Source organism: Aquidulcibacter paucihalophilus (genome assembly GCA_030285985.1).
Classification (GTDB): Bacteria; Pseudomonadota; Alphaproteobacteria; order Caulobacterales; family Caulobacteraceae; genus Brevundimonas.
This window is the reverse complement of record CP127384.1, coordinates 1,968,942-1,995,468: the sequence shown is the minus strand read 5'-3', so window position 1 is coordinate 1,995,468 and position 26,527 is coordinate 1,968,942. Positions and strand designations below refer to the sequence as shown.

At 69.8% G+C, this 26,527-nt stretch carries 26 protein-coding genes; 8 read left to right on the top strand and 18 right to left on the bottom strand.

Going from position 1 to position 26,527, the window contains the following annotated elements; translation table 11 throughout:
- Positions 1–72: 72 nt before the first annotated feature.
- Positions 73–1,221, top strand: a complete 1,149-nt coding sequence (gene rnd / locus KB221_09745; protein WIY68382.1) for a ribonuclease D — start codon at positions 73–75, stop codon at positions 1,219–1,221.
- Positions 1,222–1,225: 4 nt separating this feature from the next.
- Here rnd and KB221_09740 read toward each other — a convergent pair whose 3' ends face one another.
- Positions 1,226–1,801: a phosphohydrolase gene (locus KB221_09740; GenBank protein WIY68381.1), complete on the bottom strand. Its 576-nt coding sequence runs from the start codon at positions 1,799–1,801 to the stop codon at positions 1,226–1,228.
- 4 nt (positions 1,802–1,805) lie between these two features.
- Positions 1,806–2,288: a peptidylprolyl isomerase gene (locus tag KB221_09735; protein WIY68380.1), complete on the bottom strand. Its 483-nt coding sequence runs from the start codon at positions 2,286–2,288 to the stop codon at positions 1,806–1,808.
- Positions 2,289–2,322: 34 nt separating this feature from the next.
- Here KB221_09735 and KB221_09730 point away from each other — a divergent pair, with 34 nt between their 5' ends.
- Positions 2,323–3,033 carry an RlmE family RNA methyltransferase gene (locus tag KB221_09730; GenBank protein WIY68379.1) on the top strand — a complete coding sequence of 237 codons (711 nt, stop codon included), beginning with the start codon at positions 2,323–2,325 and terminating at the stop codon, positions 3,031–3,033.
- Entirely contained in the window at positions 3,030–4,052 is a 1,023-nt protein-coding gene (locus tag KB221_09725) for a hypothetical protein (protein ID WIY68378.1), read from the top strand. Before KB221_09730 ends, KB221_09725 begins: the two co-directional genes overlap by 4 nt.
- Before the next feature lie 3 nt (positions 4,053–4,055).
- On the opposite strand, the gene KB221_09720 is transcribed toward KB221_09725, so the two are convergent.
- Positions 4,056–4,604 carry a DUF2061 domain-containing protein gene (locus tag KB221_09720; protein ID WIY68377.1) on the bottom strand — a complete coding sequence of 183 codons (549 nt, stop codon included), beginning with the start codon at positions 4,602–4,604 and terminating at the stop codon, positions 4,056–4,058.
- A 131-nt stretch (positions 4,605–4,735) separates the two neighbouring features.
- On the opposite strand from KB221_09720, the gene guaB reads away from it, so the two are divergent.
- Genes guaB through guaA form a run of 5 tightly spaced genes read left to right on the top strand, consistent with a single transcriptional unit; the run spans position 4,736 to position 10,234 of the window.
- Positions 4,736–6,196: an IMP dehydrogenase gene (guaB, locus tag KB221_09715; protein WIY68376.1), complete on the top strand. Its 1,461-nt coding sequence runs from the start codon at positions 4,736–4,738 to the stop codon at positions 6,194–6,196.
- Positions 6,197–6,213: 17 nt separating this feature from the next.
- A complete protein-coding gene (locus tag KB221_09710) occupies positions 6,214–6,615 on the top strand; it encodes an MAPEG family protein (GenBank protein WIY68375.1) in 402 nt (133 codons plus the stop codon).
- 9 nt (positions 6,616–6,624) lie between these two features.
- Complete coding sequence (locus tag KB221_09705) at positions 6,625–8,031, top strand: RsmB/NOP family class I SAM-dependent RNA methyltransferase (GenBank protein ID WIY68374.1); 1,407 nt, start codon at positions 6,625–6,627, stop codon at positions 8,029–8,031.
- Positions 8,032–8,081: 50 nt separating this feature from the next.
- Positions 8,082–8,675, top strand: coding sequence for a 5'-methylthioadenosine/S-adenosylhomocysteine nucleosidase (locus KB221_09700; protein ID WIY68373.1), 594 nt, complete (start codon positions 8,082–8,084; stop codon positions 8,673–8,675).
- The gene (gene guaA, locus KB221_09695; GenBank protein WIY68372.1) at positions 8,672–10,234 is read left to right on the top strand and encodes a glutamine-hydrolyzing GMP synthase; all 1,563 of its coding nucleotides are present in this window, start codon (positions 8,672–8,674) and stop codon (positions 10,232–10,234) included. Before KB221_09700 ends, guaA begins: the two co-directional genes overlap by 4 nt.
- A gap of 37 nt (positions 10,235–10,271) precedes the next feature.
- Here guaA and KB221_09690 read toward each other — a convergent pair whose 3' ends face one another.
- The 15 genes from KB221_09690 to KB221_09620 form a co-directional block, all read right to left on the bottom strand.
- Entirely contained in the window at positions 10,272–10,589 is a 318-nt protein-coding gene (locus KB221_09690; GenBank protein WIY68371.1) for a hypothetical protein, read from the bottom strand.
- Between the two features lie 138 nt (positions 10,590–10,727).
- On the bottom strand, positions 10,728–11,219 hold the full coding sequence (gene gspM / locus KB221_09685) for a type II secretion system protein GspM (protein ID WIY68370.1): 492 nt from the start codon (positions 11,217–11,219) through the stop codon (positions 10,728–10,730).
- Positions 11,216–12,319: a type II secretion system protein GspL gene (gene gspL / locus KB221_09680; GenBank protein ID WIY68369.1), complete on the bottom strand. Its 1,104-nt coding sequence runs from the start codon at positions 12,317–12,319 to the stop codon at positions 11,216–11,218. Before gspL ends, gspM begins: the two co-directional genes overlap by 4 nt.
- Positions 12,316–13,272 (bottom strand): type II secretion system minor pseudopilin GspK, encoded by a 957-nt coding sequence (gene gspK / locus KB221_09675; protein WIY68368.1) that lies wholly within the window; start codon positions 13,270–13,272, stop codon positions 12,316–12,318. Before gspK ends, gspL begins: the two co-directional genes overlap by 4 nt.
- 26 nt (positions 13,273–13,298) lie before the next feature.
- Positions 13,299–13,889: a type II secretion system minor pseudopilin GspJ gene (gspJ, locus tag KB221_09670; GenBank protein ID WIY68367.1), complete on the bottom strand. Its 591-nt coding sequence runs from the start codon at positions 13,887–13,889 to the stop codon at positions 13,299–13,301.
- Positions 13,886–14,347 carry a type II secretion system minor pseudopilin GspI gene (gene gspI / locus KB221_09665; GenBank protein ID WIY68366.1) on the bottom strand — a complete coding sequence of 154 codons (462 nt, stop codon included), beginning with the start codon at positions 14,345–14,347 and terminating at the stop codon, positions 13,886–13,888. Before gspI ends, gspJ begins: the two co-directional genes overlap by 4 nt.
- 43 nt (positions 14,348–14,390) lie before the next feature.
- The gene (locus KB221_09660) at positions 14,391–14,801 is read right to left on the bottom strand and encodes a GspH/FimT family pseudopilin (GenBank protein ID WIY68365.1); all 411 of its coding nucleotides are present in this window, start codon (positions 14,799–14,801) and stop codon (positions 14,391–14,393) included.
- A 154-nt stretch (positions 14,802–14,955) separates the two neighbouring features.
- Positions 14,956–15,336, bottom strand: a complete 381-nt coding sequence (gene gspG / locus KB221_09655; GenBank protein WIY70902.1) for a type II secretion system major pseudopilin GspG — start codon at positions 15,334–15,336, stop codon at positions 14,956–14,958.
- 203 nt (positions 15,337–15,539) lie between these two features.
- Entirely contained in the window at positions 15,540–16,778 is a 1,239-nt protein-coding gene (gene gspF / locus KB221_09650; protein WIY68364.1) for a type II secretion system inner membrane protein GspF, read from the bottom strand.
- A complete protein-coding gene (gene gspE, locus KB221_09645) occupies positions 16,778–18,322 on the bottom strand; it encodes a type II secretion system ATPase GspE (protein ID WIY68363.1) in 1,545 nt (514 codons plus the stop codon). Before gspE ends, gspF begins: the two co-directional genes overlap by 1 nt.
- Positions 18,323–18,329: 7 nt before the next feature.
- Positions 18,330–20,399 (bottom strand): type II secretion system secretin GspD, encoded by a 2,070-nt coding sequence (gspD, locus tag KB221_09640; protein ID WIY68362.1) that lies wholly within the window; start codon positions 20,397–20,399, stop codon positions 18,330–18,332.
- Positions 20,396–21,205: a type II secretion system protein N gene (locus KB221_09635; protein WIY68361.1), complete on the bottom strand. Its 810-nt coding sequence runs from the start codon at positions 21,203–21,205 to the stop codon at positions 20,396–20,398. Before KB221_09635 ends, gspD begins: the two co-directional genes overlap by 4 nt.
- A 235-nt stretch (positions 21,206–21,440) precedes the next feature.
- Positions 21,441–24,095, bottom strand: coding sequence for a TonB-dependent receptor (locus KB221_09630; protein ID WIY68360.1), 2,655 nt, complete (start codon positions 24,093–24,095; stop codon positions 21,441–21,443).
- 77 nt (positions 24,096–24,172) lie between these two features.
- Positions 24,173–25,684 carry a hypothetical protein gene (locus KB221_09625; GenBank protein ID WIY68359.1) on the bottom strand — a complete coding sequence of 504 codons (1,512 nt, stop codon included), beginning with the start codon at positions 25,682–25,684 and terminating at the stop codon, positions 24,173–24,175.
- A 242-nt stretch (positions 25,685–25,926) separates the two neighbouring features.
- On the bottom strand, positions 25,927–26,523 hold the full coding sequence (locus KB221_09620) for an SOS response-associated peptidase family protein (protein WIY68358.1): 597 nt from the start codon (positions 26,521–26,523) through the stop codon (positions 25,927–25,929).
- Positions 26,524–26,527: the final 4 nt, after the last annotated feature.

Genomic DNA, 26,527 nt, shown 5'->3' with positions numbered 1-26,527 from the left:
GGCCTGAATCAGTGGGCGGATTTCTGCGGCGGCTCTTGCCACAACCACATCGCGCGGGGCTATAGCATCCGAATGACGCCGATCACCACCACCGAGGCGCTTCGCGCATTCTGCGAACGCCTGGCCGACCAGCCCTTCATCACCGTCGACACCGAGTTCATGCGGGAGACGACCTATTGGCCGCGCCTGTGCCTGATCCAGGCCGCGTCGGCCACGGACGCCGCCATCATTGACCCGATGGCCGAGGGACTGGACCTCGAGCCCTTCCTCGACCTGCTGCGCGACCCGAAGATCATCAAGGTCTTCCATGCGGCGCGTCAGGACACCGAAATCTTCGTCAAGCTGGGCGCCATGCCCAAGCCGATGTTCGACACCCAGGTCGCCGCCATGGCCGCCGGTTTCGGCGACCAGGTGTCCTATGAGGCGCTGGTCCGCCAGATGCTGCGCCAGGAAGTCGACAAGGGCAGCCGGTTCACCGACTGGGCCCGCCGGCCCCTGTCGGAGGCCCAGCTGGTCTATGCGCTGGGCGATGTGACCCATCTGGCCGCCCTGTATCCCAAGCTGCGCGACCGGCTGCAGAAGGAAGGCCGGCTCGACTGGGTCATGGCCGAGATGGAGGATCTGACCGATCCGGCCCTCTACGACACCGACCCGGAAAAGGCGTGGAAGCGGCTGAAGCCCAAGAAATGGTCGGCCAAATACCTCGCCGCCTTCGTCGCCACCGCCGTCTGGCGCGAGCGCACGGCGCAGGACCGCGACCAGCCGCGCGGGCGAATCCTCAAGGACGAGGCCATTGACGAGATCGCGGCCCAGGCCCCGACCGATCCGGATGCCTTCAACCGCCTGCGCTCCGTGCCCAAGGGCTTCGGCGCCTCGCGCCTCGGGCTGGAGCTGTCGGCCGAGCTGAAGCGGGTGCTGGCGGATCCGGAGGCCCATGCGCCCAAGCTGGACCGTCCGGCCCACAACCAGCCTGCCCCGCCGTCGGTGGTGGAACTGCTGAAGGTGCTGCTGAAGGCGAAGAGCGACAATGCCGGGGTGGCGACCAAGCTGATCGCCAACGTCGCTGATCTGGAAAAGATCGCCCTCGACGACGCCGCCGACATCGACGCCCTCAAGGGCTGGCGGCGTCAGCTGTTCGGCGAGGATGCGCTGAAGCTCAAACGCGGCGAGATCGCCCTGGTGCTGAACGGCGCCCGCGTCGAGGTCGTCGAGATCGAATAGCCGGTCACGCGGTCAGGGCGGCGATCTCGCGGGCCAGGTTCGCCCGGGCCTGCGATTCGAATCGTTCGGCCCAGACCGGGTCGGCGAACAGGCGGCCGCCTTCGAGAAAGCGACCGAGAATGGCGGCGCGCCCGGCCCGGTACAGGGGCTCCGGGACGTGGCCATACTCGAAGCGGATGGCGGCGGCGTAGGCGTCATAGCGGTCCGCTTCTGCGCCGAGGATCGAAAGATCGATCGACACCAGGCGCGCGCCGATGACGTCGCCGGCCTCTACCGAATGGCCAGAGGTCAACAGAATCAGCCGGACGACCTCGTCGATGAACGCCTGCGGTGCACCCTCGGCAGCGAGCCGGTCGGCAGCCAGCTTCGCGCTCTCGGCTTCGTTGTCGTTCCGGGTCGCGTCGTAGATCGCGTCGTGAAACCAGATCGCGGCGTCCATCAACGCCCGTTGGTTCTCGTCCATGTCCGTCGAGGCGGCGACCTGCGCCAGACAGTCCTCGATATGGACCATGGTGTGATAGCGCCGGTGCGGCTCGCTGTAGCGCGTGATCAGCTCATCGCGAACCGCACCGGAGATCATGGCCTCAGTTCACCGTCGCCTTGACGATCTTGCCCGGCGAACGCGGCGGCTCGCCCTTGGGCAGGGCGTCGACGTGGTCCATGCCCTCGATGACTTCGCCCCAGACGGTGTACTGGCCGTCGAGGAAGGAGGCGTCGTCCAGGCAGATGAAGAACTGGCTGTTGGCGCTGTTGGGATCCGAGGTGCGGGCCATGGAGCAGACGCCGCGGGCGTGGCGCTCTTTCGAGAACTCGGCCTTCAGGTTCGGCTTCTTGGAGCCCGAGGTGCCGGTGCCGGTCGGATCGCCGCCCTGGGCCATGAAGCCGGCGATGACGCGGTGGAAGACCACGCCGTCATAGAAACCTTCGCTGGCCAGCTCGGTGATACGGGCGACGTGGCCGGGGGCCAGGTCAGGGCGAAGCTTGATCACGACGTCGCCGGTGTCGAGGGTGAAGGTCAGGGTCTGGTCGGCCATCGGCGCGCTCCTTGTGAATTGTCGCGGGTCCATAGCCCGCAAACCCGCTGACGGCTATGTGGATGCGATGACTGACGAAGAAAAGCCCGCTGAGCGCAGACGGATGGTGCGCCCGCCCTCGGGCGGCACCGCCGCCGGCCGTGGCATGGGCACCAAGATGAAGACCGCGGACACCAAGTCGATGTCCAGCCAGCAGTGGATCAAGCGGCAACTGTCCGACAAATGGTCCGAGCGCGCCCGCGCCGAGGGCTGGCGCAGCCGCGCGGCCTTCAAACTGCTGGAGATCGACGACCGGTTTCACCTGATCAAACACGGCAGCCGGGTCATCGACCTGGGTGCCGCGCCCGGCGGCTGGGCCCAGGTAGCGGTCAAGCGCGGGGCCGTCGCGGTGGTGGGCGTCGACCTCTTGCCGGTCGAACCGGTGCCGGGCGCGATCATGATCCAGGCGGACTTCACCCATCCGGGAGTCGATCAGCAGATGATGGACCTGCTGGGCGGCGCGCCCGACCTGGTCCTCTCCGACATGGCCCACAACACCGTCGGCCACCGCCAGACCGACCACCTGAAGATCATCGCCCTGATCGAGATCGCGGCCGATTTCGCCATCCGCACGCTCAAGCCGGGCGGGCATTTCGTGTCGAAGAATTTCCAGGGCGGCGACGCCGGCGGCGTGCTGGCGCGGTTGCGTGCCGAGTTCGAGACGGTGAAATATGTCAAACCGGAATCGAGCCGTAAGGACAGCGCCGAGGTGTTTCTCGTGGCGATGAACCGCAGATGAGCCTGACGGCGCTGGCCCTGGCCGTCGCCTTGCAGACGACCGGCGACGTGACCTCCACGCCGGTCGTTGATCTTGTCGGCCTGGCCCCGTCGGAGGTCGCGGCGCGGCTTGGTGCCGGGCCTGATCCCGCCGGGGACGAAGCGTTGCGGATTGTGGCCGGCGAACAGGTCGTCGAGATCTACCCGATCCAGCGATTCTGGCGTGAACCCGCCGTACACGGCGATCTCGGCGTTCGGCCCGAACGGGAGATCTGTCTGTCCGGGGTCGTTTCGTCGGCCGGCGAGCCTGCAGAGGGGGCCGTTCCCTGGCCTCTCGCCGGGAGCCGGGGGCAGTTCGTGTTCGTCGACGGTCGTCTCCGCTCCGTGCATGTCACGCCGCCCCGCAGCGACAGCCGACCCTCGCCGCGCAACGCGAGGGAAGGACGGGCGTTCAGCCGGAGTCGGGCCCAGGGCACGCCCTGGCCGGTCTCGCCGGGCCGGCTTCCGGTCAGCGATGACGCTGGCGCGGTCTCGCGCCTCGGCCCGGTGGTCGGCGCGGATGCCGTCATGCGGAGTGATTGCCGGCTGGTGTCAGAGCCGTCTGCGACGTCGTCGAACAGCGGCGACTGGGCCCTCGCCCTGGCCGGAGCGATCACCCTGTGGCCGATCTACGTCGCGACGCGGCCCACCGAGGCGGCCGAGGATGCGCGGGCCGAACGCGAGGGTGGAGCGCTGCTGCGGCAGTTCCGCCCGGGCGCGGAGCTGCCGCAGACGCCGGAAGCGCTGGCGCGCGGCCAGCGAGGGGTGCGGGTGTTCCGGGATCGCGCCGATCCGGCCTACGCCATCGTCGCCATCAAACTGGGCCGTCGCGGGAGCTCGCCGCGTCTGGCGCTGGTCGGCGTCCGCGAGCGGCGCGTGATCTGGAGCGCGGGGCCCGGCGCGACGGGACGGCTCGGCCTCTCCGACGCCCTGTGTCTGAACGCCGGTGGGCTGCTGGATGACGTGCGGCCCGGCTGTTCGGACTACGGCTACCGTCCCTGAAGGTCAGACGGCGGCCATCTCCGCCGCCCGGGCCGCCTTGCGGGCCTCGATCCGGCTCCAGATGCGGTCGTGGACGGTGAAGAAGACCGTCTGGACCAGCGGCTCGATGATGCCGATGGCCAGCGACACCCGCCAGTCCCGCGTCAGGGCGAAGGCGACGGTCACGGCGACCACGAAATGCATCACGCCATAGGTGACGGACTTGGCGGCGATCTGCTTCAGCGAGCGGGGCAGGGCGTGGCTGTGGCCGTCGTGGCCGTGGGCGCGGGTCTGCTCCTCGGGGGCCATGATCTGCAGTCGGGCGGTAAAGGCTTCCGATGCCTCTTCCAGCCCTGACAGCATCCGCCGCCGCTCGATCCGGTGCCAGACCCGGTCGTGGATGGAATAGGCGATGGTCTGGAAGAAGGGTTCGACGACGCCGACCGCCAGGGCCACCCGCCAGTCGCGCGTGATGGCAAAGGCCACCAGGATGGCGACCACCAGGTGCATCACGCCATAGCTCGCGATCTTGAGCGCGAGGCGGCGGGCGGTGCTGATGAACATACGAACCATGAGAGATCCAGATGTGGGGCGGGCGCCGCATCCGGCAAGCCAATTGTTCTTATCGTCACGATAAGGGCGGGCGGCCCTTGCGGTTCCATGCCGCACACCGCTATACGCGGCCCGCAAAACGGAGACTCCTCATGGAGATACGCGAAGGGCTCACCTTCGACGATGTTTTGCTGGAACCCGGCCCGTCAGAGATCATGCCCGCCGAGGCGGACGTCTCGACGAAGCTCACCCGCGACATCAGGCTGAACATCCCGCTGACCTCGTCCGCCATGGACACGGTCACCGAAAGCCGGCTGGCCATCGCCATGGCCCAGGCCGGCGGTCTGGGCATCCTTCACCGCAACATGACGGTCGAGGAACAGGCGGACATGGTCCGCGAGGTCAAACGCTACGAAAGCGGCATGGTCATCAACCCGGTGACCATCACGCCGCAGACCACGCTCGGCGAAATCCGCGCCATCGTGGCCAAGCGGAAGATCTCGGGCTTCCCGGTCGTGGATCCGGTGACCGGCAAGCTGGTCGGCATCCTCACCAACCGCGACATGCGGTTCGACACCGACCCGAATCGCAAGGCCATCGAACTGATGACCACGGGCGACCTGGTCACCGTGCGTGAGGGCGCGGGACGCGACGAGGCGCGGGCCCTGCTGCGGGACCGCAAGATCGAACGCGTCATCGTCGTCGATGAGGACTATCGCGCCACCGGCCTGATCACGATGAAGGACATCGAGAAGGCCCAGGCCCACCCCCACGCCGCCAAGGACGATCAGGGCCGGCTGCTGGTCGGTGCCGCCTCGACCGTCGGCGACGCGGGCTATGAGCGGGCCATGGCGCTGGCGGAAGCGGGCGTGGATGTGGTGGTCATCGACACCGCCCACGGCCATTCGATCCAGGTCTCGCGCGTCGTCGAGCGCATCAAGCGCGAATCCAACCGCATCCAGATCATCGCCGGCAATGTCGCCACCTATGATGCGGCGCGAGCCCTGATCGATGCGGGTGCCGACGCCGTGAAGGTCGGTATCGGCCCGGGCAGCATCTGCACCACCCGTATCGTTGCGGGCGTCGGCGTGCCGCAGCTGACGGCCATCATGGAGGCCGCGCGCGCGGCAAAGGCGTCCGGCGCGCCGGTCATCGCCGACGGCGGCATCAAATATTCGGGCGATCTGGCCAAGGCCATCGCGGCCGGGGCCTCGGTGGCCATGATGGGGTCGATGTTCGCCGGCACCGACGAGAGCCCGGGCGAGGTCTTCCTGTACCAGGGCCGGTCCTACAAGTCGTACCGCGGTATGGGTTCGGTCGGGGCCATGGGTGCCGGTTCGGCTGACCGCTATTTCCAGAAGGAAGTCGAGGACACCCAGAAGCTGGTGCCCGAGGGCATCGAGGGCCAGACGCCGTACAAGGGGCCGATCGCCCCCGTGCTGCACCAGATGGTCGGCGGCCTGCGGGCGGCCATGGGCTATGTCGGCGCGGCGACCATCGCCGATCTTCAGGAGCGCGCGCGTTTCGTGCGCATCACCGGTGCCGGGCTGCGTGAGAGTCACGTCCACGACGTGATGATCACGCGCGAGGCACCCAACTATCGTCAGGGATGAGCGGGGAGGCTCAAGCCATGGATATGACGCCTGAATTCATCGTGTTGGCCTTCGTGCTGATCCTGGCCATCGTCCAGATCGGCTGGGCCGCCAGCGCCCGGACCGCCGAACTCGGGATCAAATGGAACGCCGGCGCCCGCGACGGTGATACGCCGCCGCCCGGGAAACTGGCCGGCCGGCTGATGCGCGCCCAGGCCAATCTGTTCGAAACCCTGCCGATCTTCGCCGCCGCCGTGATTATGGCGCATGTCGCAGGCAAGGACGGCGGCCCCCTGACGCTCTGGGGCACGCATCTCTATCTTTTCGGGCGGCTGATCTATCTGCCGCTCTACGCCCTCGGCACGCCCTATGTTCGCACCCTGGCCTGGCTCGCCGCCTTGGCCGGGCTGATCATGGTGCTGGTCGCCCTTTTCGTCTGAAAGCCCGCATTGACCCCAGCCGCCCGTCTCGCCGCCGCCGCCTCCGTCCTGGACAGCATCGCCCAGGGCCGCGCCCCCGCCGAGGTGGTGATCAAGGCCTGGGGTGCCGCCAACCGCTATGCGGGGTCCGGTGACCGCCGCGCCGTTGCCGAGCGCGTCTATCAGGTGCTGCGCGCGCGCGGCCGTCTGGTCGCCGCCATGGGCGGCCGTGAAGACGGCCGGGCGCTGGTCGTCGGTGCGCTCGCCTTCCTCGACAATCTGTCGCTGGAAGAGATCGAGGCCCTGCACTCGGGCGAGGGCTATGGCCCGCGGCCGCTGTCAAAGCAGGAGCGCGCCCGGATCGCGGCGGGGGAGGGCGACCTGCCCGAAACCGCGACGGACCTGCCGGCCTTCGTTATCGAGGACCTGAAGGCGACCTTCGGCGACCGCTGGAGCGAGGAGGCGGCCGGCCTGATGGCGCGCGCCCCGGTCGATCTGCGCGTCAACACCGCCAAGACCACAGTCGAGGCCGCCCGGGCCGAGTTGAAGGCCACGGGCCTCACACCCCAGCCGACGCCCTGGTCCGCCGTCGGCCTGCGTCTGCCGTCCGAGCCCGCGCCGAACGTCCAGGCGCTGGACGCCTTCAACGCCGGCCGCATCGAGATCCAGGACGAGGGCAGCCAGCTGACGGCCTGGGTGGCCGGGGCCGGCCTGTCGTTCACGCCGGACAGCATCGTCGTCGACTATTGCGCGGGCGGCGGCGGCAAGACGCTGGCGCTGGCGGTGCAGGGTCTGCCTGCCGCCGATCCGACGCGGGTCGCCGCGCCCAGCCCCGCCGGCTGGTCGCCGACCGGTGCTGACGAACTGGCGGCGGCAAAGTCCACGCCGGCGGCTGCGCCCATGCGGCTGATCGCCTGCGACGTGGTGCAGAAGCGGCTCGACAACATCAAGCCGCGCCTCGCCCGCGCGGGCGTTGCGGCCGACCTGCGGCTGATCGGCCAGAACGGCGGCGGGGTCGAGGAGTTCAACGGCAAGGCCGATCTGGTCTTCGTCGACGCGCCCTGCAGCGGCTCCGGCGCCTGGCGCCGTCGTCCCGAGGACGCCTGGCGGCTGAAGGCCGACGAGATCGAGCGGCTGCACGCCCTGCAGCTGCGCATCCTCGGTCAGGCCGCCGCGCTGGTGAAGCCGGGCGGGCGACTGGTCTATGTCACCTGTTCGGTGCTGGCGCGTGAGAACGAGGCCGTCGCCGACGCCTTCGAGGCGGCCCACAAGGGTTTCCAGCCTCTGCCGGTCGCTGACGTTCTGGCGACCCCGACGCTCACCGACGCGGCGCGCACCCGCCTTGCCGGGGCCGCGACGGGCGGACGGCTGCGGCTGTCGCCCGCCTCGACCGGGACCGACGGCTTCTTCGTGGCCCTCTACGAGCGGCGGGCGTGAGCCGGGACTGGATCCTTTCCCGTTTCGGTCCGAAGACCGTCCTCTGCGTCATGGCCGCAGAGCCTGAATACGGCCCGGCCCTGCGCAGCCGCATCCGTCCGCTGATCACCGGCGTCGGTCCCGTCGAGGCCGCCGCCGGGGTGGCTGCGGCGCTTGCGACATTGCAGGCCGAGAACGCCCTGCCGGACCTGATCGTTTCGCTCGGCTCGGCGGGCTCGCGCACTCTCGATCACGCCCGCGTCTATCGGGTGACCGAGGTCAGCTACCGCGACATGGACGCCAGCGTGCTCGGTTTTCCGAAGGGCGAGACACCCTATCCGCGCCTGCCCGCCGTCCTGCCCGTGTGGGATGGCCCCGCGGGCCTGCCGACCGCCCGGCTGGCCACCGGCGGGAGCGTCGTCTCCGGTGCCGGCTATGACGCCGTCGACGCCGACATGGTCGATATGGAGACCTTCGCCGTCGTCCGCGCCGCCGCCCGCTTCGGCGTGCCGGTGATCGGCCTGCGCGGCGTCTCGGACGGCCGCACCGACCTGTCCCGCCTCGAACACTGGACCGACGCCCTGGCCGAGATCGATCTCCGGCTGGCCGAGGCCCTCGACCTGTTGCATGACCATTTCACGCCTGTTCTCACGGAGTCCGCATGACCGCCCCCGCTGATCACCAGAAGGTCCTGATCGTCGACTTCGGCAGCCAGGTCACCCAGTTGATCGCCCGGCGCCTGCGCGAGGCGAGCGTCTATTGCGAGATCCATCCCTACGCCAAGGCCGAAGCTGCGCTGGCGTCGATGAAGCCGCAGGCGATCATCCTGTCGGGCGGACCTGAGAGCGTGCACGAGGAAGGCAGCCCGCGCGCGCCACAGGGCGTGTTCGAGGCCGGCGTCCCCGTTCTGGGCATCTGCTACGGCGAGATGACCATGTGCGAACAACTCGGCGGCAAGGTCGAGGGCGGCCACACCCGCGAGTTCGGCCGCGCCGAGATCACCGTCGAGAAGGCCTCGCCCCTGCTGGCCGGTCTGGCCCCGGTCGGCGAGGACGAGACCGTCTGGATGAGCCACGGCGACAAGATCGTCGCCATCCCGGCCGGGTTCGAGGTGGTCGCCAGCTCGGCCGGCTCTCCCTATGCCGTCATCGCCGACGAGACCCGCCACTTCTACGGCGTCCAGTTCCACCCCGAGGTGATGCACACCCCGCGCGGCGCAACGATGCTGAAGAATTTCACCCATGGCATCGCCGGTCTGAAGGGCGACTGGACCATGGCCGCCTATCGCGACGAGCAGATCGCGAAGATCCGCGAACAGGTGGGGTCAGCGAAAGTCGTCTGCGGTCTGTCAGGCGGCGTTGACAGTTCGGTGGCCGCGGTCCTGATCCATGAGGCGATCGGCGATCAGCTGACCTGCGTGTTCGTGGACACCGGCCTGCTGCGCAAGGACGAGGCGACCCAGGTCACGACGCTGTTCCGCGAGCACTATAACATCCCGCTGATCCACGTTGATGCGTCGAAGGAATTCCTCGGCGCCCTGGCCGGCCAGTCGGACCCCGAGACCAAGCGCAAGACCATCGGCCGGGTCTTCATCGAGATCTTCGACCGCGAGGCCGGCAAGATCGACGGTGCCGAATTCCTCGCCCAGGGCACCCTCTATCCCGACGTGATCGAGAGCGTCTCGTCCTCGAGCGGCAAGGCCCACGTCATCAAGAGCCATCACAATGTGGGCGGCCTGCCGGACTTCATGAAGCTGAAGCTGGTCGAGCCCCTGCGCGAACTGTTCAAGGATGAGGTCCGCGCCCTCGGCCGCGAGCTCGGCCTGACCGACGCCTTCGTCGGCCGCCACCCGTTCCCCGGGCCGGGCCTGGCCATCCGCATCCCCGGCGAGATCACGCCGGAGGCGGTCGAGACCCTGCAGCAGGCCGACGCCATCTACCTCGAAGAGATCCGCAAGGCGGGCCTCTACGACAGCATCTGGCAGGCCTTTGCGGTCCTGCTGCCGGTCAAGACGGTCGGCGTCATGGGCGACGCCCGCACCTATGAGAAGGTGCTGGCCCTGCGCGCGGTGACCTCGACCGACGGCATGACCGCCGACTTCTTTGAATTCCCGTGGGACGTCCTGGGCCGCTGCGCCACCCGCATCGTCAATGAGGTCCGGGGCGTGAACCGCGTCGTCTATGACGTCACGTCCAAGCCGCCGGGGACGATCGAGTGGGAGTGAGGGCAGGCGGCCGCAGAGCGGCCGTCAGGGCGGCCGTTCAGCGCACCACGGCGAAGGTCGTCGCGGCATCCCTGTAGCGCGCGTGCTCCCGCTCCGTCATGCAACGGGGCGTGCTCCAGGCCGGATCCGAGGCGCGGACCGACAGGGCCTCGCGGGCCGTGACGAAGATCGGCGAAGCGCCATGCTCGCGCGCGAACGCCCGGCGGGTCGCCGCATCCGTGCCGCAGATCATGACCGCGCGGGCATTGGACCGCGCTGAAGGCTGCCCGTTGTCGGCGGCGCTCGCCAGGCCGGCCGGCAGAATGCTCGCAGCGGCAAGGGCCACCAGAGCCATCGTGGGGTTAAAAACGCGCATCCAGTCTCTCCCGAACACCTGAAACAATCAGGACCCGGAGAAATAATGCGCCGATTTCCGCTAATGTAAAGGTTATGCGACGGTTGGACGTCCAAATTTTTACATTCGCCCCGTCTGCGGACGATTGAGGGGCTCAGATCAGGCGGTGCATCGGCCGGAGGCCAGTCCCCCCTCCACGTTCAGCGTCGCGTCGGCGTTCTCGGTCACGCCGAGGCTGCAGATCGTCAGCCGGTGATCGGTCTCAAGCGCTCCGAGCCATGCGAACAGAGGCCCGGACCCCACGCTGGACAGCTGGAAGCCGAGCTGACCGGAGGCGCTCATCACCGTGACCACCTCCAGTCCGGCGGCCTCGGCGGTGCGCCGGATCAGAGGCTCGAGTCCTTCAGGGGGCGGGCTTGCTGATGGTCCGGACGGTCTGAACGAGGCGGCCGCGGCGCGGACTTCCGCCAGTGTACCGGCGGCCGCTTCGGCCCGCTCCGCCGCATCGGCTCTCCAGACCAGAACCGGCTGCACCAGACCCATCCAGAGGGCGAACGCCGTCAGCAGGCCGGCCATCACCATGAGCATCCGCCGCTCGCGCAGGGTGCGGCCGGCCCACCAGGCCTCGGCCTGTCCGATCAGCCGGTTCATCGGGCGCTCCCGATGGTGATGTCGCTGACGATGCGGCCGCGGTCGTCGAGGGCTGCCGTCTCCGTGACTTCCAAGCCGTTGGCCCGCATCGCCCGGGCGATGGTCTGCGTGTCCTCATAGCCCGCGTGGGTCAGGCTGGCCTTCATCCCGGCGGCCGGATCGATGATCAACAGATCCAGCTCCGCGCCTTCCACCCCTTCCACGGCGGCGAACAGGGCGGCGGTCGCGCCGATGACGCCTCCGGGCGGCGGCGCGGCGCGGACGCGCCGGCGCAAGGCCTCGACCGGATCCGGAAGGGCCGCCAGATCGGGTGCCACCCGTTCGACCTCTTCGCGTGCGCTGACCGTCGCGGCCTGGGCGTCGGCATCGTCCCGGGCGGCCGCGGCCGCGATCAGGACCAGGGGGGACATGACCAGCAGTCCAGCCAGGGCGGACGCCAGCCTCCAGTCCCGGCGCGCGGTGCCGCGCACCCGCTCCCGGGACGACAGAAGATTGACCGGCGGTGCCAGGGCCGCCTCGACCAGGGCGCGCTCGACTCCGGACGGGTCGGTGATGGGATCGACGGCGCGCGCGCCGGCCACCAGCTCGACCAGATCGGGCTGGACGCTGGCGGCGAAGCCCCGGCCCCGCAGGGCCGTGGCGCTTCCGAACGCCACGGCGTTCAGTCGGTCGTCCGCGTCGGGCTCGGGCACGATCAGGGCGTCGGGCACGAGCACGTCCGGCCTGACCCCCAGAGCCTCCAGATAGCCGACCCAGGCCTCAAGCAGGGGAAGCCCGGTGAGGGCGGCCAGGCGTGGCCGGCCCGCAGGGGGAAGGGGGCCGAGGGCCACGGCCAGGCGTTCGGGCGACACCGCCAGTTCGTCCTTCAGCATCCAGAGGGCGGCGGCGCGCTGCTGGGCCAGTCCGCCGTCGGGCAGCGCGAGCCAGCGGATCGTGACCTCGGCGCCCGGCACGATGGCGACCGTCCGCATCGGCTCGGGCGGCGCGTCCGGATGCAGCTCAAGCAAACCGCGGTCGCGCACCACACCGTCCTCGATCACGAGGAAGGGGGCCGGTTCGTTTCCGAGGGCGGGAATCAGGATCAGGCGGGTCGGTTTCATTCTTCGGGGGTCCAGCGTTGGATCACGGTGCGCACACGCCCGTCTGATCCGGCTTCCAGCAAGGCGGTGCGGACGGCACGGGAGCCGCCCAGTTCGACATCGACGCGCAGGTCGAAGAAGCGGGTCAGGACCGTCACCTGCTCGCGGGCCTCAAGGTCCACCTGGACCGTCGCGAGGGCCGGCTGCGCCCAGAAGGCGGCGGCGTCCGCCCAGCCGTCGCGGGGCCGTGCAGCGATCACCGCCCGCGCCTGCTCCGGTCCGACCGCGCCGTTCGTCAGCATGGTCAGCAGCGGTGCCTGCTCCGGCGTCAGGGTGTTCACATTCAGGGGCGACAGACGCGTGGTCGGCAGGGCGCACAGATAGGGCCGCAGGCGGCGGTAGGTCGCGGCGTCCACACCCTTGACCGCGCGCAGCTCGCTGACCTCGGCCAGCATCACCCCGCCCGTGCGGTAGGGGCTGGCCAGACCGGCATAGGCCCCGTCCTCCGCACCGAGCGGGGAGGGGGTGGTGTCGGCGTCCAGCCAGTCGGTCAGGGCGTCTGCGATCGCGCGCATCCGGCTGTCGGGCGCGCCGACGGCCCGGCCGAGGGCCCGGAACTGCGCCGCCCCGAGCGGGCGCGCCGTGAGATCCTCGCCGACCCCCAGGGCAAGGCTGTTGAGGTTGAAACAGGCCTGGCCGTCGGTGACCGTGGCGGTCAGGGTCCCGCCGTCGATCGGGAAGGCCATCGGCCGCCCGTTCCAGACCGGCTCCAGCGGCGTGCGGGCGGGGCCGGCCGAGACAAGCCGTGCGATCTGTCCGCGCGCCAGATTTTCGACCCCGGCCGCATACCACTGGGCCTGGCTCTGGAACTCGACATTGGCGGTGCGGCGAACGGAGAAGCGCACGTCATCGAGGATCGCGACGGCGACCACGGACATGACGGCGACGAGCAGCAGCACGGTCAGCAGTGCCATGCCTTCCCGTTCGGTCCCGCGCCGCTTCATCGGCCGCTCCCGACGATGAACAGTTGATCGACCCGTCCATAGCCCTCGATCGTCATGCCGATGCGGACGGCGTCGGGCAGGGGGCGGTCGATGCTGGAGATGAAGGCGGGCGCCGCCTCTCCGTCCCGGACGAACTCGACTGTGACGTCGCTCACGCCGCGGTAGAGCACCTGGGGCGGGCCGGGTCGGGCCCCGTCCAGATGGCTGGAGGCGCGCCGTTCCAGCCGGTCCTCGACGAGCCGGTACTCCACCCGCTGCAGGGACGGCCGCGCCTGTTCGCCGGGGTTGCTCCAGCCGGTGCGGTTCAGGACCAGGATCGGTTCGCCGGGCGCGGTCGCGCCGATGATGGGCTGGGGCGTCGGACGCCCGGTCGGGCCGCGCGAGCGCCGGGCCGCGGCCTGGCCGAGGTCGGCGCGCAACAGGCCGCGCATCCGCTGCAGGTCGCCTACGCGATCGCTGGCCGCCTTGATGGCGAACCGGTTGTCGATCGCCCCGCTCAACACGGCCGCGCCGGCGGCGGCCAGCATGGCGAAGATCATCAGCGAGATCATGACCTCAACCAGGGTGAAACCCGCGCGCGGCTTCATGGTCGGGTTCTCGAGCGGAAGATTGTGCGTTCTGCGGCCTGTCCTTCGGGTGTTTTGACGGTGATGTGGATGCGCAGGAGGTCGGGGTCTTCGGTGGGTGCGACGGTGCGGGTCCAGGTCCAGGGGCGGCCGGCGAGCGGGGTCTGGCCGGTGGTGGTGCCTTCGCTGACGGCGGGGGCGATCATGGTCTCGACGGCGAGGTTCTCGGCGACGATGCCGCCGAGGGTGCGGGTCTCGACGCGGGCGGCCGAGCGGGTGTTCTCGGCCGACAGGTTCAGCAGGGCCAGGGCCGCGAGGCTGAACACGGCGAGCGCCACGAGAAGCTCGATCAGAGTAAAGCCCTCCTTGTTGAGGCCGCGGTCACAGGGCTCCGCCCTGTCGACCCTGAGCCTGTCCTCGGGCCGACCGAAGGTCGGACCCGTGGGCGGCCTGGCGCTTCGCGCACGCCCCGCGCTCAAGCAGCGAGCGACCGCGTCGCGAGCGTTAGCGCCTTCCTTCAAGTCAGCCATTGAGGGTGACCTCTCCGGCGCCGTCGACGGTGATGGTGCGGCTGTGGCGGTCGCGGGTCAGGGTGAGGGCCGCGGGGTCGGCGACGCCCGTGGGGTCGAACACGATCCGGGCGGGCGGGGCTGAGGGGGTGACGCTCGTGCCCGCCGTCCAGGTCTCCGGCCCGAACGGGCCCTCGTCCAGCGCCGACCAGGCGGCGCCGTCGAACGCGGTGAAGACATAGCCGGCGGCGGTCGCCTCGACCGCGACCGGACGGTTGGTCAGGATGGCCTCCTCGCGGGCGCGGCTCAGCCGGGCGGCGAACCGCTCGGCATCGGCGGCCACCGACGGCCGCGGATCGGGCACGGACAGGACCACGGCCCCGGCGGCCAGCCCCATGATGGCCACCACCATCAGCAGCTCCACCAGCGTAAAGCCTTCTTTGTGGGGGCCGCGGTCACAAGGCTCCGCCTTGTCGACCCGACGCGGCCTGGCGCTTCGCGCATGCCACGCCCGGCGAGCGTTGGCGCCCCGCCCCGCGCTCAAGCAGCGAGCGACCGCGTCGCGAGCGGTAGCGCCCTTAGGTCTCCCAGTTTCCGAGGTCGGCATCGTTGCCCTCGCCCCCTTCCTTGCGGTCGGCGCCCAGGGAGTAGACGTCGAACTGGCCGCCGTGGGCGCTCGGGCGGCGGTAGAGATAGGGCTCGCCCCAGGGGTCCTCGGGCAGGCGGCGCACATAGCCGCCCGGACGGTAGCGGTCCGGACTGGCCAGGGTCGGCGGGGCGGTGACCAGCGCCTGCAGGTCGTCGGGGAAGTCGAGGTTGTCGAGGCGATAGGTCTCGATCGCCTGTTCCAGGGTGGCGATGTCGGCCTTGGCCTTGGTCACCATGGCCCGGTCCTGGCTGGGCAGGACGTTGATCGCCACCACAGTGGCCAGCAGGCCGATGATCACGATCACCACCATCAGCTCCACCAGGGTGAAGCCGGCCCTGTGGGGGGCGCTAACGCTCGCCGCGCGGCGGCTCGCTGCTTGAGCGCGTGGGATGCGCGAAGCGCCAGGCCGCGTCGGGTCGACAAGGCGGAGCCTTGTGACCGCGGCCCAGGCAACAATGCGTGCGGCTGCGTGGCGGAGGTCTGGAGCCAGAGAAGTGTTCATCATCATTCCCTTCACCCCATGGCCAGGGTGTTGATCTGCAGGATGGGCAGCAGGATGGACAGGATGATCACGGCGACCACCCCGCCCATGACCACGATGATGGCCGGCTCGATCAGGCTCAGCATCACCGCGGTGAAGGTGGAGAACTCCCGCTCGAGGTATTCCGCGGCGCGCTCCAGCATCGGCTCCAGCCGGCCGCCGGCCTCGCCCGAGGCGGTCATGGTCACCAGAATGGGCGGGAAGACGTCGGCCCGGCGCATGGCCGCCGACAGGCCGCCGCCCTCGCGCACCGCCTCGGCCATCCGCTCCGTGGCCAGCCGCAGGCGGCGGTTGGACACCGTCCGCGCCGTGATCGTCAGCCCCTCCAGCACCGGCAGCCCCGCCGCGATCATCGTCGACAGGGTCCGCGCCATCTTTGCCCCGTGCAGGTCGCGCGCCAGCCGCCCGATCAGCGGCAGGCGCAGAAGGACGGTGTCGACCGCCAGCCGCACGGCCGGATTGCGCAGGGCGAACACGCCGCCGACGGCCGCCGCCGCCAGCAGCAGCGCCACCAGCCAGCCCTGGTCGCGCATCGCGTCCGACAGGCCGATCACCAGCCGCGTCAGCAGCGGCAGGGTCTGGTTCATGCTGTCGAACTGGTCCACCACCCGCGGCACCACGAAGGTCATCAGGGCGATCACCACCCCGATGGCCACGATCGCCAGCACCGCCGGATAGACCAGGGCCGTGATCACCTTGCCCCGCACCTCCTGGTCGCGCTCCAGCCCCTCGGCCAGCCGCTCCAGGATCGGGGCCAGCGCCCCCGAGGTCTCGCCCGCCGACACCATGGCCCGGTACAGCGGCGGGAAGGCCTGACCCTGCAGGGCCATGGCGTCCGACAGCCGCCGGCCCTCCATCACCCCGCCATGCACCCCCTCCAGCACGGCGCGCACCGCCGGCCGGTCGGCCTGGATGGCAATGGCCCGCAGCGCCTCCTCGACCGGCGAGACGGTCACCAGGGTGGCCAGCTGGCGCGTGACCAGCGCCAGGGTGCGCGAATCCAGCTTGCCGGGGCCCTTGAGTGCCGGAGCGGCGGCCCGCGACGGGGCCGCCCCCCGCGCCGGGGCCGCCCCGCGCGACGCCGTGACCTCCAGCGGCATCAGCCTGCGCCGCGCCAGCAGGGCCCGCGCGGCCGCGTCGTCATCGGCGCTCAGCGTCCCGCTGACCGTGCGCCCGCCCGCGTCCACCGCCACATAGTCGAACACCGCCATCAGGCCGCATCCTCACGCCCGGTCGCAACCGCGGGAACCGCGACAGCCAGCCCCGGCTCATCATGCGCCTCGGCGGTCTCCTGACGCGTCACCCGCACCGCCTCCTCGACCGAGGTGACGCCCTCCAGCACCAGGGTCCGCGCGCGCTGGGTCAGGGTTTCGGCACCCGCAAAGGCCACGGCGTTGATCGCCTCCTCGCCGGCCTCGGCGGCGATCAGCCGGCGCACCCGGTCATCGACCCGGATCACCTCATACAGGCCCACCCGTCCCACATAGCCCGTCTGGCCGCACTGGCCGCAGCCCTGCGGCCGCCACACCGTCTGGCCGACCTTGACCCCCGCCAGTTTCGCGGTGGCCTTGTCCGCACCTTCCGGCCGCCGGCAGTCGCCACACAGCCGGCGCACCAGCCGCTGGGCCACGATCAGCCGCAGGGTCGAGGCCAGCAGGAAGGGCTCCACCCCCATGTCCCTCAGCCGGGTCACAGCCCCGGCCGCATCATTGGTGTGCACCGTCGACAGCACCAGATGGCCGGTCAGGGCCGCCTGCACCGCGATCCGCGCCGTCTCCACGTCCCGGATCTCGCCGACCATGACCACGTCCGGGTCCTGACGCAGGATCGCCCGCAGGCCCGCCGCGAAGGTCATGCCGACCTTGGGATTGACCTGGGTCTGGCCGACGCCGTCGATGGCATATTCCACCGGGTCCTCGACCGTCAGGATGTTGCGCGTGGCGTCGTTCAGCAGCGACAGGCCGGCGTAGAGGGAGGTGGTCTTGCCCGAGCCCGTCGGGCCGGTGACCAGGATGATGCCGTTGGGCTCCCTCAGCGCCGCGCGGAAGGCGTCCAGCGCATCGGGGGCCATGCCCAGCCGGTCCAGCGTCAGCCCGGCCTGATCCCGGTCCAGGATGCGCAGCACCACCCGCTCGCCCATCCGCGACGGCAGGGTGGAGACGCGCACATCCAGCGTCTTGCCGCCCAGGGCCAGCGGGATACGGCCGTCCTGCGGCACCCGCTTCTCGGCGATGTCCAGCCGCGCCATCACCTTGATCCGCGACACCAGCAGCGGCGTGATCCGCGGGTTCAGCGACAGGGTCTCGCGCAGCACGCCGTCGATGCGCATCCGCACCGTCAGCGCCGTCTCGAACGGCTCAAGATGGATGTCCGAAGCCCCCGCCCGCACGGCCTCGGCGATGATGCCGTTGATCAGCCGGATCACCGGCGCGTCATCGGCCGTGTCCAGCAGGTCGGCCGCGGCCGGGATGTCGTCGATCAGGCTCTCCAGCCCCGAGGGCATCGACAGGTCGTCGCCGTCCGTCGCGCTCAGGTGATCGCCCGCATAGACCTGCGACAGCCGCCGGTCGAAGCTGGCCTGGTCCAGCGGCTCGACCCGCAGCGGCCGGCCCAGCGCCCGGCGCGTCTCGATCAGGGCCGAGGGATCGGCCCCCTCGCGCAGGCCCACCACGCAGACCTCGCCCGCCTCCAGCAGGATCACCCCGTGCCGTTTGGCGAAGCCATAGGGCAGGGTCGGATTGATCAGGGTGATCACCGCCGCCTCACTGGCCTGAAGAGACCGGAGCCAGCGGCGCGGCGGTCACCTCGCCCACGGGGGCGGTGATCGTATCGTCGGGCGCTGCTGGAGGCTGCGTGCGCATATAGTCGCGCAGCATCTCGTCCAGCGACGGCTCCACCCCCGGCGCATTGCTGAGCTGCTGCTGGCGCATATAGCCCCAGCGGTCCGCCGCCAGCGCCTGGGCATCGGCCGGGCTGCGGATGATGGTCGGGCGGATGAACACCATCAGATTGGTCCGCCCGCGCTGGCGGCTGGTCGAGCGGAACAGGCCGCCGACGTAAGGCAGGCTGGCCAGCCCCGGCACCCCGTCCACCGACAGCCGGTCGTTCTGGTCCAGCAGGCCGCCGGCGACCGCGATGTCGCCGTCGTCGACCACCAGCGTCGTCTCCAGCTCGCGCTTGTTCAGCACCAGATCATTGGCGCTGTCGGTCAGCACGCCGTTGATGCTGGACACCTCCTGACGCAGGAACAGGGTGATCGAGCCACCTGCATTGATCTGCGGCCGCACCACCAGCTTGACCCCGATGTCCTGGCGCTGGGTCGTGCGGAAGGGATTGGCATTGCCGTCCAGCAGGGTCTCGCCGGTCGTGATCGGCACCTCCTGACCCACCAGTATGGTCGCCTCCTCATTGTCCAGCGTCATCAGCGACGGCGTCTGCAGCAGGTTGGAGCCCGCATCCGTCTTGGCCGCATTGATGATGAAGCCGAACAGGCCGTCGCCGATCCGCCCGCCGCCCCCGCCGATGAAGCCATTGGCCCCCAGCAGGGTGTTCAGCGCCAGCGTCTGCAGCTGGTCGCGCAAGGGGTCGTCGGCCTCCAGCTGGCCCGCCCCGGCCCCGCCCGCGAGCGGCACCAGCGGCGCGGCCCGGTCGGAGTAGTTGGTCAGGCCGACGGGATTGCCGTCCTCGCCCGCCAGCAGCCACTGCACCCCCAGCTCGCGCACCGCATTGTCCGACAGCTCCACCACGATCGCCTCGATCAGCACCTGCTGACGGCGCTGGTCCAGCTGGCGGATCACCTCGGCCAGCATCCGCTGCGTATCGGCCGAGGCCGAGATGACCAGCGCATTGGCCCCCGGGAAGCGCGCGATCACCGCCCTCTGTCCCGCCACCGGCGCCGCCGGCACGCTCGCCGGCGCAACCGCCGCGGCCGTCTCGCCCGCGCCGCCTCGCCCGCTGAGCGGGGCAGCGGCACTGGCCGCCGTCACCGGCTGGCCGACCACCTGTTGCAGCACCGGCAGCAGGGCCTCGGCGTCGGCATGCTGCAGGAACACCACCTTGACGTCGTCGGCGCTCTCGGCCCGGCGGTCCAGGTCGCCGATCAGCGGCAGGATGCGCGCCAGCGCCGCCGGATCACCGCGCAGCACGATCGAGTTGGAGCTCTCCACCGGGGTCACGCTGACCATACCCGAGCCGGGTTGCCCGCCGGGCGGGGCCAGCACCGTCTGCAGGACGGCGGCGATCTCGCGCGCCGAGGAGTTTTCAAGCGTCACCACCTCGAACCCGGTCCGGTCGACGTCGATCCGCCCGATCAGGGCGCGGATGCGGACCAGGTTGTCGGCGAAGTCGGCCACCACCACGCTGTTGGCGCCGGGGTTGGCCAGCACCTGGCCCTGCGCCCCCACCAGCGGCCGGATCGTCTCCGCCGCCGCCGCCGCATCGATATTCCTCAGCTGGAACACCTCGGTCGAGAACCGCTCCGAGCCCACCGTCGCGGGGCCTTGGGCGGCCCCTTGCGCCGGGCTGATCCGGTAGGCCCCCGAGGCCGTCGGGGTCACCACCAGGCCGTTGGCCCGCAGCGTCGACAGGAAGACCTCGAACAGCTGGGTCCGGCTCAGCGGCCGGTCGCTCGACACCGTCACCGTGCCGCTCACGCCCGGATCGACGATGAAGGTCCGTCCCGTCGAGCGCGCCACGTCCTGGATGAAGGCGCGGATGTCCGCCCCCTGCACGTTCAGGGTCTGCGACTGGGCCCACGCCGGCCCGGCGGCCAGCGGCCCCTGCACGGCGAGGACGGCGGCCATCACGGCGCCGATCAGGTTCGATCGCTTCATTGGCCGCTTCCCAGGGTGGAGGTCTGTACCTGTCCGTCGCGCTCGATGCGCAGTTCGGCGCCCGCGCTGTTGGCCAGCTGGCTGCGCAGGGCCGCGATCCGCTCAAGGCTGTCCAGCGGCTGGCCGTTCACCGCCAGGATCACATCCCCGGCCTGCAGCCCCGCCGCCCGCAGCACCGCCGCATCGCCCGCGCCCGACACCGTAAACCCGTCCAGCCGCGCCCCGCGCATCCGCGGCCGCAGCCCCGCCTGGCCCAGCAACCGCGCCGGATCAATCGAAGCCCCCGCCGGCGCGCCCGACACCGCCGGCGCAGGCGTCACCGTCTGCGGGCCCGGCGGCGGCGGCGGCACCGGCGCCACCCCCATCGGCAGATCCGTAAACACCAGCCGGCTCACCGACCCGCCGCGCGCCAGCGTCACATGATCCGCGCCCACCCCGCGCAGCACCAGCCCCGGCTCAACCTCTTCCCCCACGCCCACCGAAACCTGACGCCCATCCGCCAGCCCGATGATCGCCGAACCCCCGCCCGCGCCGTCCGAGCGCAGACCATACAACCGCATCTGCCCGTTCCCCGCCGCACTCGCCTCCGCAAGACTGCTCTGACCACCCGTACGGAAAAACGCGTCGAAACGCTGGAAGACCGTCGGGTCAGCGGGCTGGAAAGGTGCGGGCGTCGGGTTGGTCGCGGCCCCGGCCGCGGCCGCCGGCCCGAGTGCAATCCAGCCGAGCTGGGCCAGCTGCGCCGTCAGGGCGAGGGCAAGCACGACCTCGACGCTCTGGCGCATGCGGTCAGGCCGCGTCGCCATCGCGTCCCGGACCTGTGTGCTGAAACGGTGAACTGCGCCGATCACTGTGGCGTGCCTCAAGCGGACCCCGACGGCCCGCGGCCTTCCTAGACCGATCGTCCGTGTCCGGGCTTCATCGGATCGTGACGGCGCGGCGAACTTGCTGTGACGGTTGCGGGGGGTTCGGATGAACCGCCGCAAATCTGTCTTGTCGTCCGGAAGGGGAGGCGGTCAGGCGACCGCCTCCCCAGACGGCCTAGAAGCGTGCGCTCAGGCTGACCGAAGCGCTGGATCCCAGCTCATAGTTGTTGATCAGGATCTTGTTGCCCAGCTCCTGATACTCGTCGAAATCCGTGTTGAGCAGATTGCGGAGTTCGAGGGCGAAGCCGAGCTCGCGGCCGCCGGCCTCGAAATCCTTGCGGTAGACGAAATCGACGAAGACGCCGGGGTCCTGGATGTAGTCAGGTTCGCGGTTGCCCGCGCCGCCGGCGCCGCGGGCGCTGACGCGCTCGCTGACATAGTTGACGATGATGGTCGCCTGGGACCGTGCGGTGTCGTCTTCCCAACCGAGCTGCAGGTTGGCGACGTGCTCCGACTGGCCCTGGAGGCGGCTGCCGTCCTCGATGAAGAAGGTCGCATCCTCATTGGCCCCGCCGCCGCCCGGGGTCCGGACGATGTCGCCGGCCTCGACGCTCACGTCGGAGTCGGACCAGGTGTAGTTAGCCTGCACCAGCCAGCGTTTGTCGGCGATGAAGGACGAGCCGCTGTCCGGGAATTCGAAGTATTTCTTGGCTTCGATCTCGGCACCGTAGACGGTCGCCTGGGGCGAGTTCAGATACGACTGCTGGCGCGCATTGCCCGAGGTGACGATGGTCGCCTCGACCGGCTTGTCCAGATCCTTGAAGAAGACGCCGGCCGTCAGATACTGCTGCCGGGCGAAGAACCACTCGTAGCGGGCGTCGAGGTTCAGGATCTCGGTGTCGACCAGGAACGGGTTGCCGGTGAACTCGCGATCGGTTTCCGGGTCCGTATAGGATTGCGGTGCCAGTTCACGGAACTGGGGCCGGCCGATGGTCTGCGAAGCCCCGACGCGGAACTGCTGGTCCTCGGCGAAATTCCAGGTCGCCGTGAAGGAGGGCAGGAAATACTGCTCCTCGATCTCGGTCGGTGCGAAAGGCGCGGCACCGCCGAACAGATCGCGCGTGGTCACGGACTGGTAGCCGTCCTCGTAGCGCACACCGAAGGTGGTGCGGACCAGGGGGATGAACTCGGCATCGACCTGGACATAGGCCGCGGCGACCTCGAGCTGGGCCGAATAGGCGGCCGCGCCACTGCCGGCGCTGCCGGTGACTTCCGCCAGGATCAGGCCGGCCGGCCCGATGTTGACGTCGGAATAGAGGTAGTCGACCCGCGACCGGCGCTGCTCTTCCGTCAGGGTGCTGGCGGGAACGAACTGCAGGTCGCGACGCTCGGCATCCCGGTTGTTGTCAGAATAGGCGACGCCGAAGCTGAAGGTCGCGTCCCGATAGTCGGACAGGGCCATGGTGTAGCTCAGATCCGCGCCGCCCGAGACGATGTCGTCGTCCAGTTCGCTGAAGGAGATCCGGTTGCCGCCGATCTCGTGCAGGAAGGCACCGTCTGCGGCGACCCCGTACTCGAAGCGGCTCTCATAGGGGGCGTTGCGTTCGGTCAGCGAATAGGCACCCCGCCATGCGAACTCCAGCGCCCCGTCCATGAACTCGTGCTCGCCGGAGAGCTGGCTGGAGAAGAGCTGGCGCTCGTACCATTCGGTGTAGTCGGTGCGCTGGACCTCGCCGCCCGCGTCGAAATCGGGACCGACGCTGATCCGCGCCTCCTTGGTGACGTTGCGGACGAAGAAATTGGTCCACCGGTAGTCGCTGTTGTCCGTCACCAGCGACAGGCCGCCGAGGAAGTTCAGCTGGATGTCATTCTGGTTCGATTCGAACGCCTTGCTGGTCACGGGCACGAGGACGGCACCGGAGAACTGGGCCTCTTCCTGGATGCCGTTCCGGGTCGACCAGCTGTTGCTGTACCCGGCCACGCCGATCAGACCGAAGGTGCCGAGGCTGCTGTCGGATTTGAACCCGCCGGCGAAATCAAAGCCGAAATTCACCGGCGTCGTATCCCGCTGCAGAAGGCGCAGCGGCGAGTTGACCAGGGAGTGGCCGATCCGCTCAAGCTCCAGCGCGCCGAAATTGGCGCTGTTGACCGGAACCCCCTCGGCGAAGGCGAGGGCCAGCGAGTCGGGAACGTCGCGCGTGCCGTCGTCGAAGCTGGTGAAGTCGGTGCGGGAGCCGAAATAGATCAGGCTTTCATCGCCGGTCGTCTCGGTGTTGCCGCCGACCGACGTCGACATCGAGAAGAAGGGATCGTTGGGTGCATCGACCGTGCGCAGGTCGATCACGCCGCCGCCGAACTCACCCGGGAAGTCGACCGAATAGGATTTCTGGACGGTGACGCTCTCGAGGATGCTGGAGGGGAACAGGTCCAGCGGCACGACGCGTTGCAGAGGCTCGGGGCTCGGCAGGGGCGAGCCGTTCAGCAGGGCCGAGGAGTAGCGTTCACCGAGACCGCGGACGTAGACGAACCGCCCCTCGACGACGGTCAGGCCCGTGACGCGGGCCAGGGCGCCGGCAGCGCTGCTGTCACCCGTGCGCTCGAGGTCCTCGGACGTCAGGAAGGCCGCGACTTCCGCGCTCTCACGGTTCGGTTCGGGAATGAAGCGACCGAGGACGACGACCTCGTCCAGCTCGCCGGTTGCCTCAGGCTCATCCTGGGGAACAGCCGCCGGTGCCGTGACGGCCGGGGTTTGAGCGAAGGCGAGCCCGGGCGCGATCAGCGCACTGGTGGCCAGGAGGACCCCGCTCAGGGTCAGGGTAACGGTCTTCATGATCTGCGCCTTGAAGGAGTTCAACGGACTGGGCGAAAGCCGGAGGCGGCCCGGATGGGCCGCCTCCGCATCCGTCGTCAGCAGGTCGCGCCGGCCGTGAGGCCGCAGGTCCAGCCCTGCCACCAGGTGTCGGCGGCGTTCTGGACGGCACCGATGTAGGTGGTGTTCTGGAAGAAGGCGTAGGTCGTGGCCGCAGCGACCGGGGTCACGGCGGCTTCGTTGGCGCCGTTGATGAAGGTCAGGACCTGGTTGCTCAGGCTCGTGCCCGAGGCCGGAGCGGTCAGGGTCGAGACGCCGTTCGCCGTGTTGTTGGTGCCGGCAGTGAAGGCGGCCGTCGACAGGGCGGTGTTGGCCGTCCGGTAGGCCAGGCCGCAGGACATGAAGACCGAGTTGAAGGTCACGCCGCTGGTGGCGGTGTCGGCGTCGTTGATGGCCATGCAGCCGGCCAGCGAACCGGCGACGTTGGTGAACACCGAGTTGATGATCGTGCCGTCGTTGCCCGTGTCGAAGTGGGCCACGGTGTGGGCGTCGGTCGTCGCGTTACGGCCGACGAGGGTCCAGTTGGCGATCTTCGGCTGCGAGACGTAGCGGGTCGCGAGCGGCACGGAGGCCGGAGCGGACGAGAACTCGAAGCCGGCGCTGCGGCTGGTCGAGCCCGCCGGGCGCTGGGTCACGATGCCGAACTGGGCACCGCCGCGCCAGCCGGTGTCGGTGTCCAGGCCGTCGTCGTCGGCGCCGGTGATGACGATGCGGCGCAGGTTGACGTTACCGCCGAAGATTTCGATGCCGTCGTCCGAGCTGTTGTGGATCTGGACGAACTCGACCGTGGTTCCCGAACCGACGCCGGCCATGGTCAGGCCCTGCAGCTCGTTGCCGGTCGAGATTTCGAAGCCGGAGAACTTGATCTGGACGTAGCGGACGCGGCCCGAGTTGTCGGCCGCGGTGTTGCCGCCGAAGAAGGCGCTGGTGCCCTCGACCGTGCCGGTGCAGGTGACCGGCGCGGTCAGCTGGCAGTTGGCTTGCGGCGCGCGGCCGGCGAGGACGATGCCGCCCCACTGGCCCTGCGAGCTCTCGGTCGTGGTGCCTTCGACGTTCTGGCGGCTGGTGAAGACGATCGGGGTGGTGGCGGTGCCTTCAGCGAACAGCTGCGAGCCGCGGTTGACCAGCAGATAGTCGGAGCCGCCCGAGGCGAAGATGCGCACACCGGCTTCAATGGTCAGAATGCCCTGGACGCTGCCGGCGATCGGGGCTGCCGGGTCGACGCCCTGGTCCGTGCCGACCGCGGTGCGGCCGCTGATCGAATAGATGGTGCCGGCGCGCAGCGGCACCGTCAGGGCACCGTTGATCTGTTGCGGGAGCTGGCAGGCGCGGAGCGTGCCACCGGCGACGGTGCCGACGTTGGCGAAGCCCGTGGGGCAGTCGGCGGCCGGCGTGCCCGGGGGCAGCGGGGTCGTACCGCCACCGGTGCCACCGCCCGTGCCACCGAAATCGCCTTCGCCGGGCGACGCAACTTCAGCCGAGCCGCAGGCGGCGAGTGTAAGGGCGCTGGCGGAAATCGCGAGCAGGGTGGTCAGTCGAAGGCCGGTCATCGTTTTCACCGTGTCTGTCCAAGGAATTTCACGGCAGGGATCGGCAGGCATTTCGCCTCCCGTTGCGATCACTCGCCCCCACCCGTCGCTGTAGCTAGCGGTGGGATAAGACAGACCGAGCGCTGATCGGTGACGGTTCCGGTGCGCTTCTGTGAAGTTGTCTTCGCACTTCGATGAAACACTGTCCTGACACGGTCAGATGTCGGCATCGGTGTCGCCGGCCCGGCGGGTGTCGGGCCGCTTCAGCTGAAGAGCTGGCCGGTCTCCGGAGTCGGGAAGACCTGCTGAACCGCCAGGCGGCCTGCGGGCAGGGCCCTGAGGAGGCTCGCTTCCGGCGTGGTCAGGTCCAGCCATTCCATGGCACGACCCGGCTCCAGCAGCACGATCTGCCGGTCATGGTACGGCGCGATATCGGGGCCCGGCGTCGTCGTCAGCATGGCGAAGGCACCGTCCCGGATGACGCCGGCGATCCAGAACGCCGGAGCGTCGACCAGGGTGAACAGCCATTTGGTCTTGCGCTTCTGGCCGGGCAGGGCGTCGGTGAACTCATAGAAGCCGTCCGCCGGAATGGCGCATCTCACGCTGTTGGCGAACGAGCGGTCGTCCGAGCGAAAGTTGAACACCGGCCGCCCCTGGGGCGAGGTCCAGGCCCATTTCGTCATCCTCACGGCCACGCCACGGTCCGTGCGCGTGGCGACCGGCGCCGTATCGCCGATGCGGATGTCGTCGCGCGGCTCGATGTTGGGCCTGCCGTCCGGGAATTCGAGCTCGATGCCGATCTCCCGGAGTTCCTCGAACGGTTGCTCGGCGAAGGGCTTGAACCGGTAGGTGTTGCACATGGGC

Excerpts from the sequence above, each read along its gene's own strand:
- KB221_09730 (WIY68379.1), top strand. The coding sequence starts at position 2,323 with ATGACTGACGAAGAAAAGCCCGCTGAGCGCAGACGGATGGTGCGCCCG.
- KB221_09725 (WIY68378.1), top strand. The coding sequence starts at position 3,030 with ATGAGCCTGACGGCGCTGGCCCTGGCCGTCGCCTTGCAGACGACCGGC.
- gspK (WIY68368.1), bottom strand. The coding sequence starts at position 13,272 with ATGGCACTGCTGACCGTGCTGCTGCTCGTCGCCGTCATGTCCGTGGTC.
- KB221_09620 (WIY68358.1), bottom strand. The coding sequence starts at position 26,523 with ATGTGCAACACCTACCGGTTCAAGCCCTTCGCCGAGCAACCGTTCGAG.
- KB221_09625 (WIY68359.1), bottom strand. The coding sequence starts at position 25,684 with ATGACCGGCCTTCGACTGACCACCCTGCTCGCGATTTCCGCCAGCGCC.
- KB221_09700 (WIY68373.1), top strand. The coding sequence starts at position 8,082 with ATGGCCGCAGAGCCTGAATACGGCCCGGCCCTGCGCAGCCGCATCCGT.
- gspF (WIY68364.1), bottom strand. The coding sequence starts at position 16,778 with ATGGCGGTGTTCGACTATGTGGCGGTGGACGCGGGCGGGCGCACGGTC.
- KB221_09710 (WIY68375.1), top strand. The coding sequence starts at position 6,214 with ATGGATATGACGCCTGAATTCATCGTGTTGGCCTTCGTGCTGATCCTG.
- KB221_09635 (WIY68361.1), bottom strand. The coding sequence starts at position 21,205 with ATGGCGACGCGGCCTGACCGCATGCGCCAGAGCGTCGAGGTCGTGCTT.
- gspD (WIY68362.1), bottom strand. The coding sequence starts at position 20,399 with ATGAAGCGATCGAACCTGATCGGCGCCGTGATGGCCGCCGTCCTCGCC.
- KB221_09630 (WIY68360.1), bottom strand. The coding sequence starts at position 24,095 with ATGAAGACCGTTACCCTGACCCTGAGCGGGGTCCTCCTGGCCACCAGT.
- gspG (WIY70902.1), bottom strand. The coding sequence starts at position 15,336 with ATGGTGGTGATCGTGATCATCGGCCTGCTGGCCACTGTGGTGGCGATC.
- KB221_09735 (WIY68380.1), bottom strand. The coding sequence starts at position 2,288 with ATGGACCCGCGACAATTCACAAGGAGCGCGCCGATGGCCGACCAGACC.
- gspM (WIY68370.1), bottom strand. The coding sequence starts at position 11,219 with ATGAACCGGCTGATCGGACAGGCCGAGGCCTGGTGGGCCGGCCGCACC.
- guaA (WIY68372.1), top strand. The coding sequence starts at position 8,672 with ATGACCGCCCCCGCTGATCACCAGAAGGTCCTGATCGTCGACTTCGGC.
- KB221_09720 (WIY68377.1), bottom strand. The coding sequence starts at position 4,604 with ATGGTTCGTATGTTCATCAGCACCGCCCGCCGCCTCGCGCTCAAGATC.
- KB221_09690 (WIY68371.1), bottom strand. The coding sequence starts at position 10,589 with ATGCGCGTTTTTAACCCCACGATGGCTCTGGTGGCCCTTGCCGCTGCG.
- gspL (WIY68369.1), bottom strand. The coding sequence starts at position 12,319 with ATGAAACCGACCCGCCTGATCCTGATTCCCGCCCTCGGAAACGAACCG.
- gspJ (WIY68367.1), bottom strand. The coding sequence starts at position 13,889 with ATGAAGCCGCGCGCGGGTTTCACCCTGGTTGAGGTCATGATCTCGCTG.
- rnd (WIY68382.1), top strand. The coding sequence starts at position 73 with ATGACGCCGATCACCACCACCGAGGCGCTTCGCGCATTCTGCGAACGC.
- KB221_09740 (WIY68381.1), bottom strand. The coding sequence starts at position 1,801 with ATGATCTCCGGTGCGGTTCGCGATGAGCTGATCACGCGCTACAGCGAG.
- guaB (WIY68376.1), top strand. The coding sequence starts at position 4,736 with ATGGAGATACGCGAAGGGCTCACCTTCGACGATGTTTTGCTGGAACCC.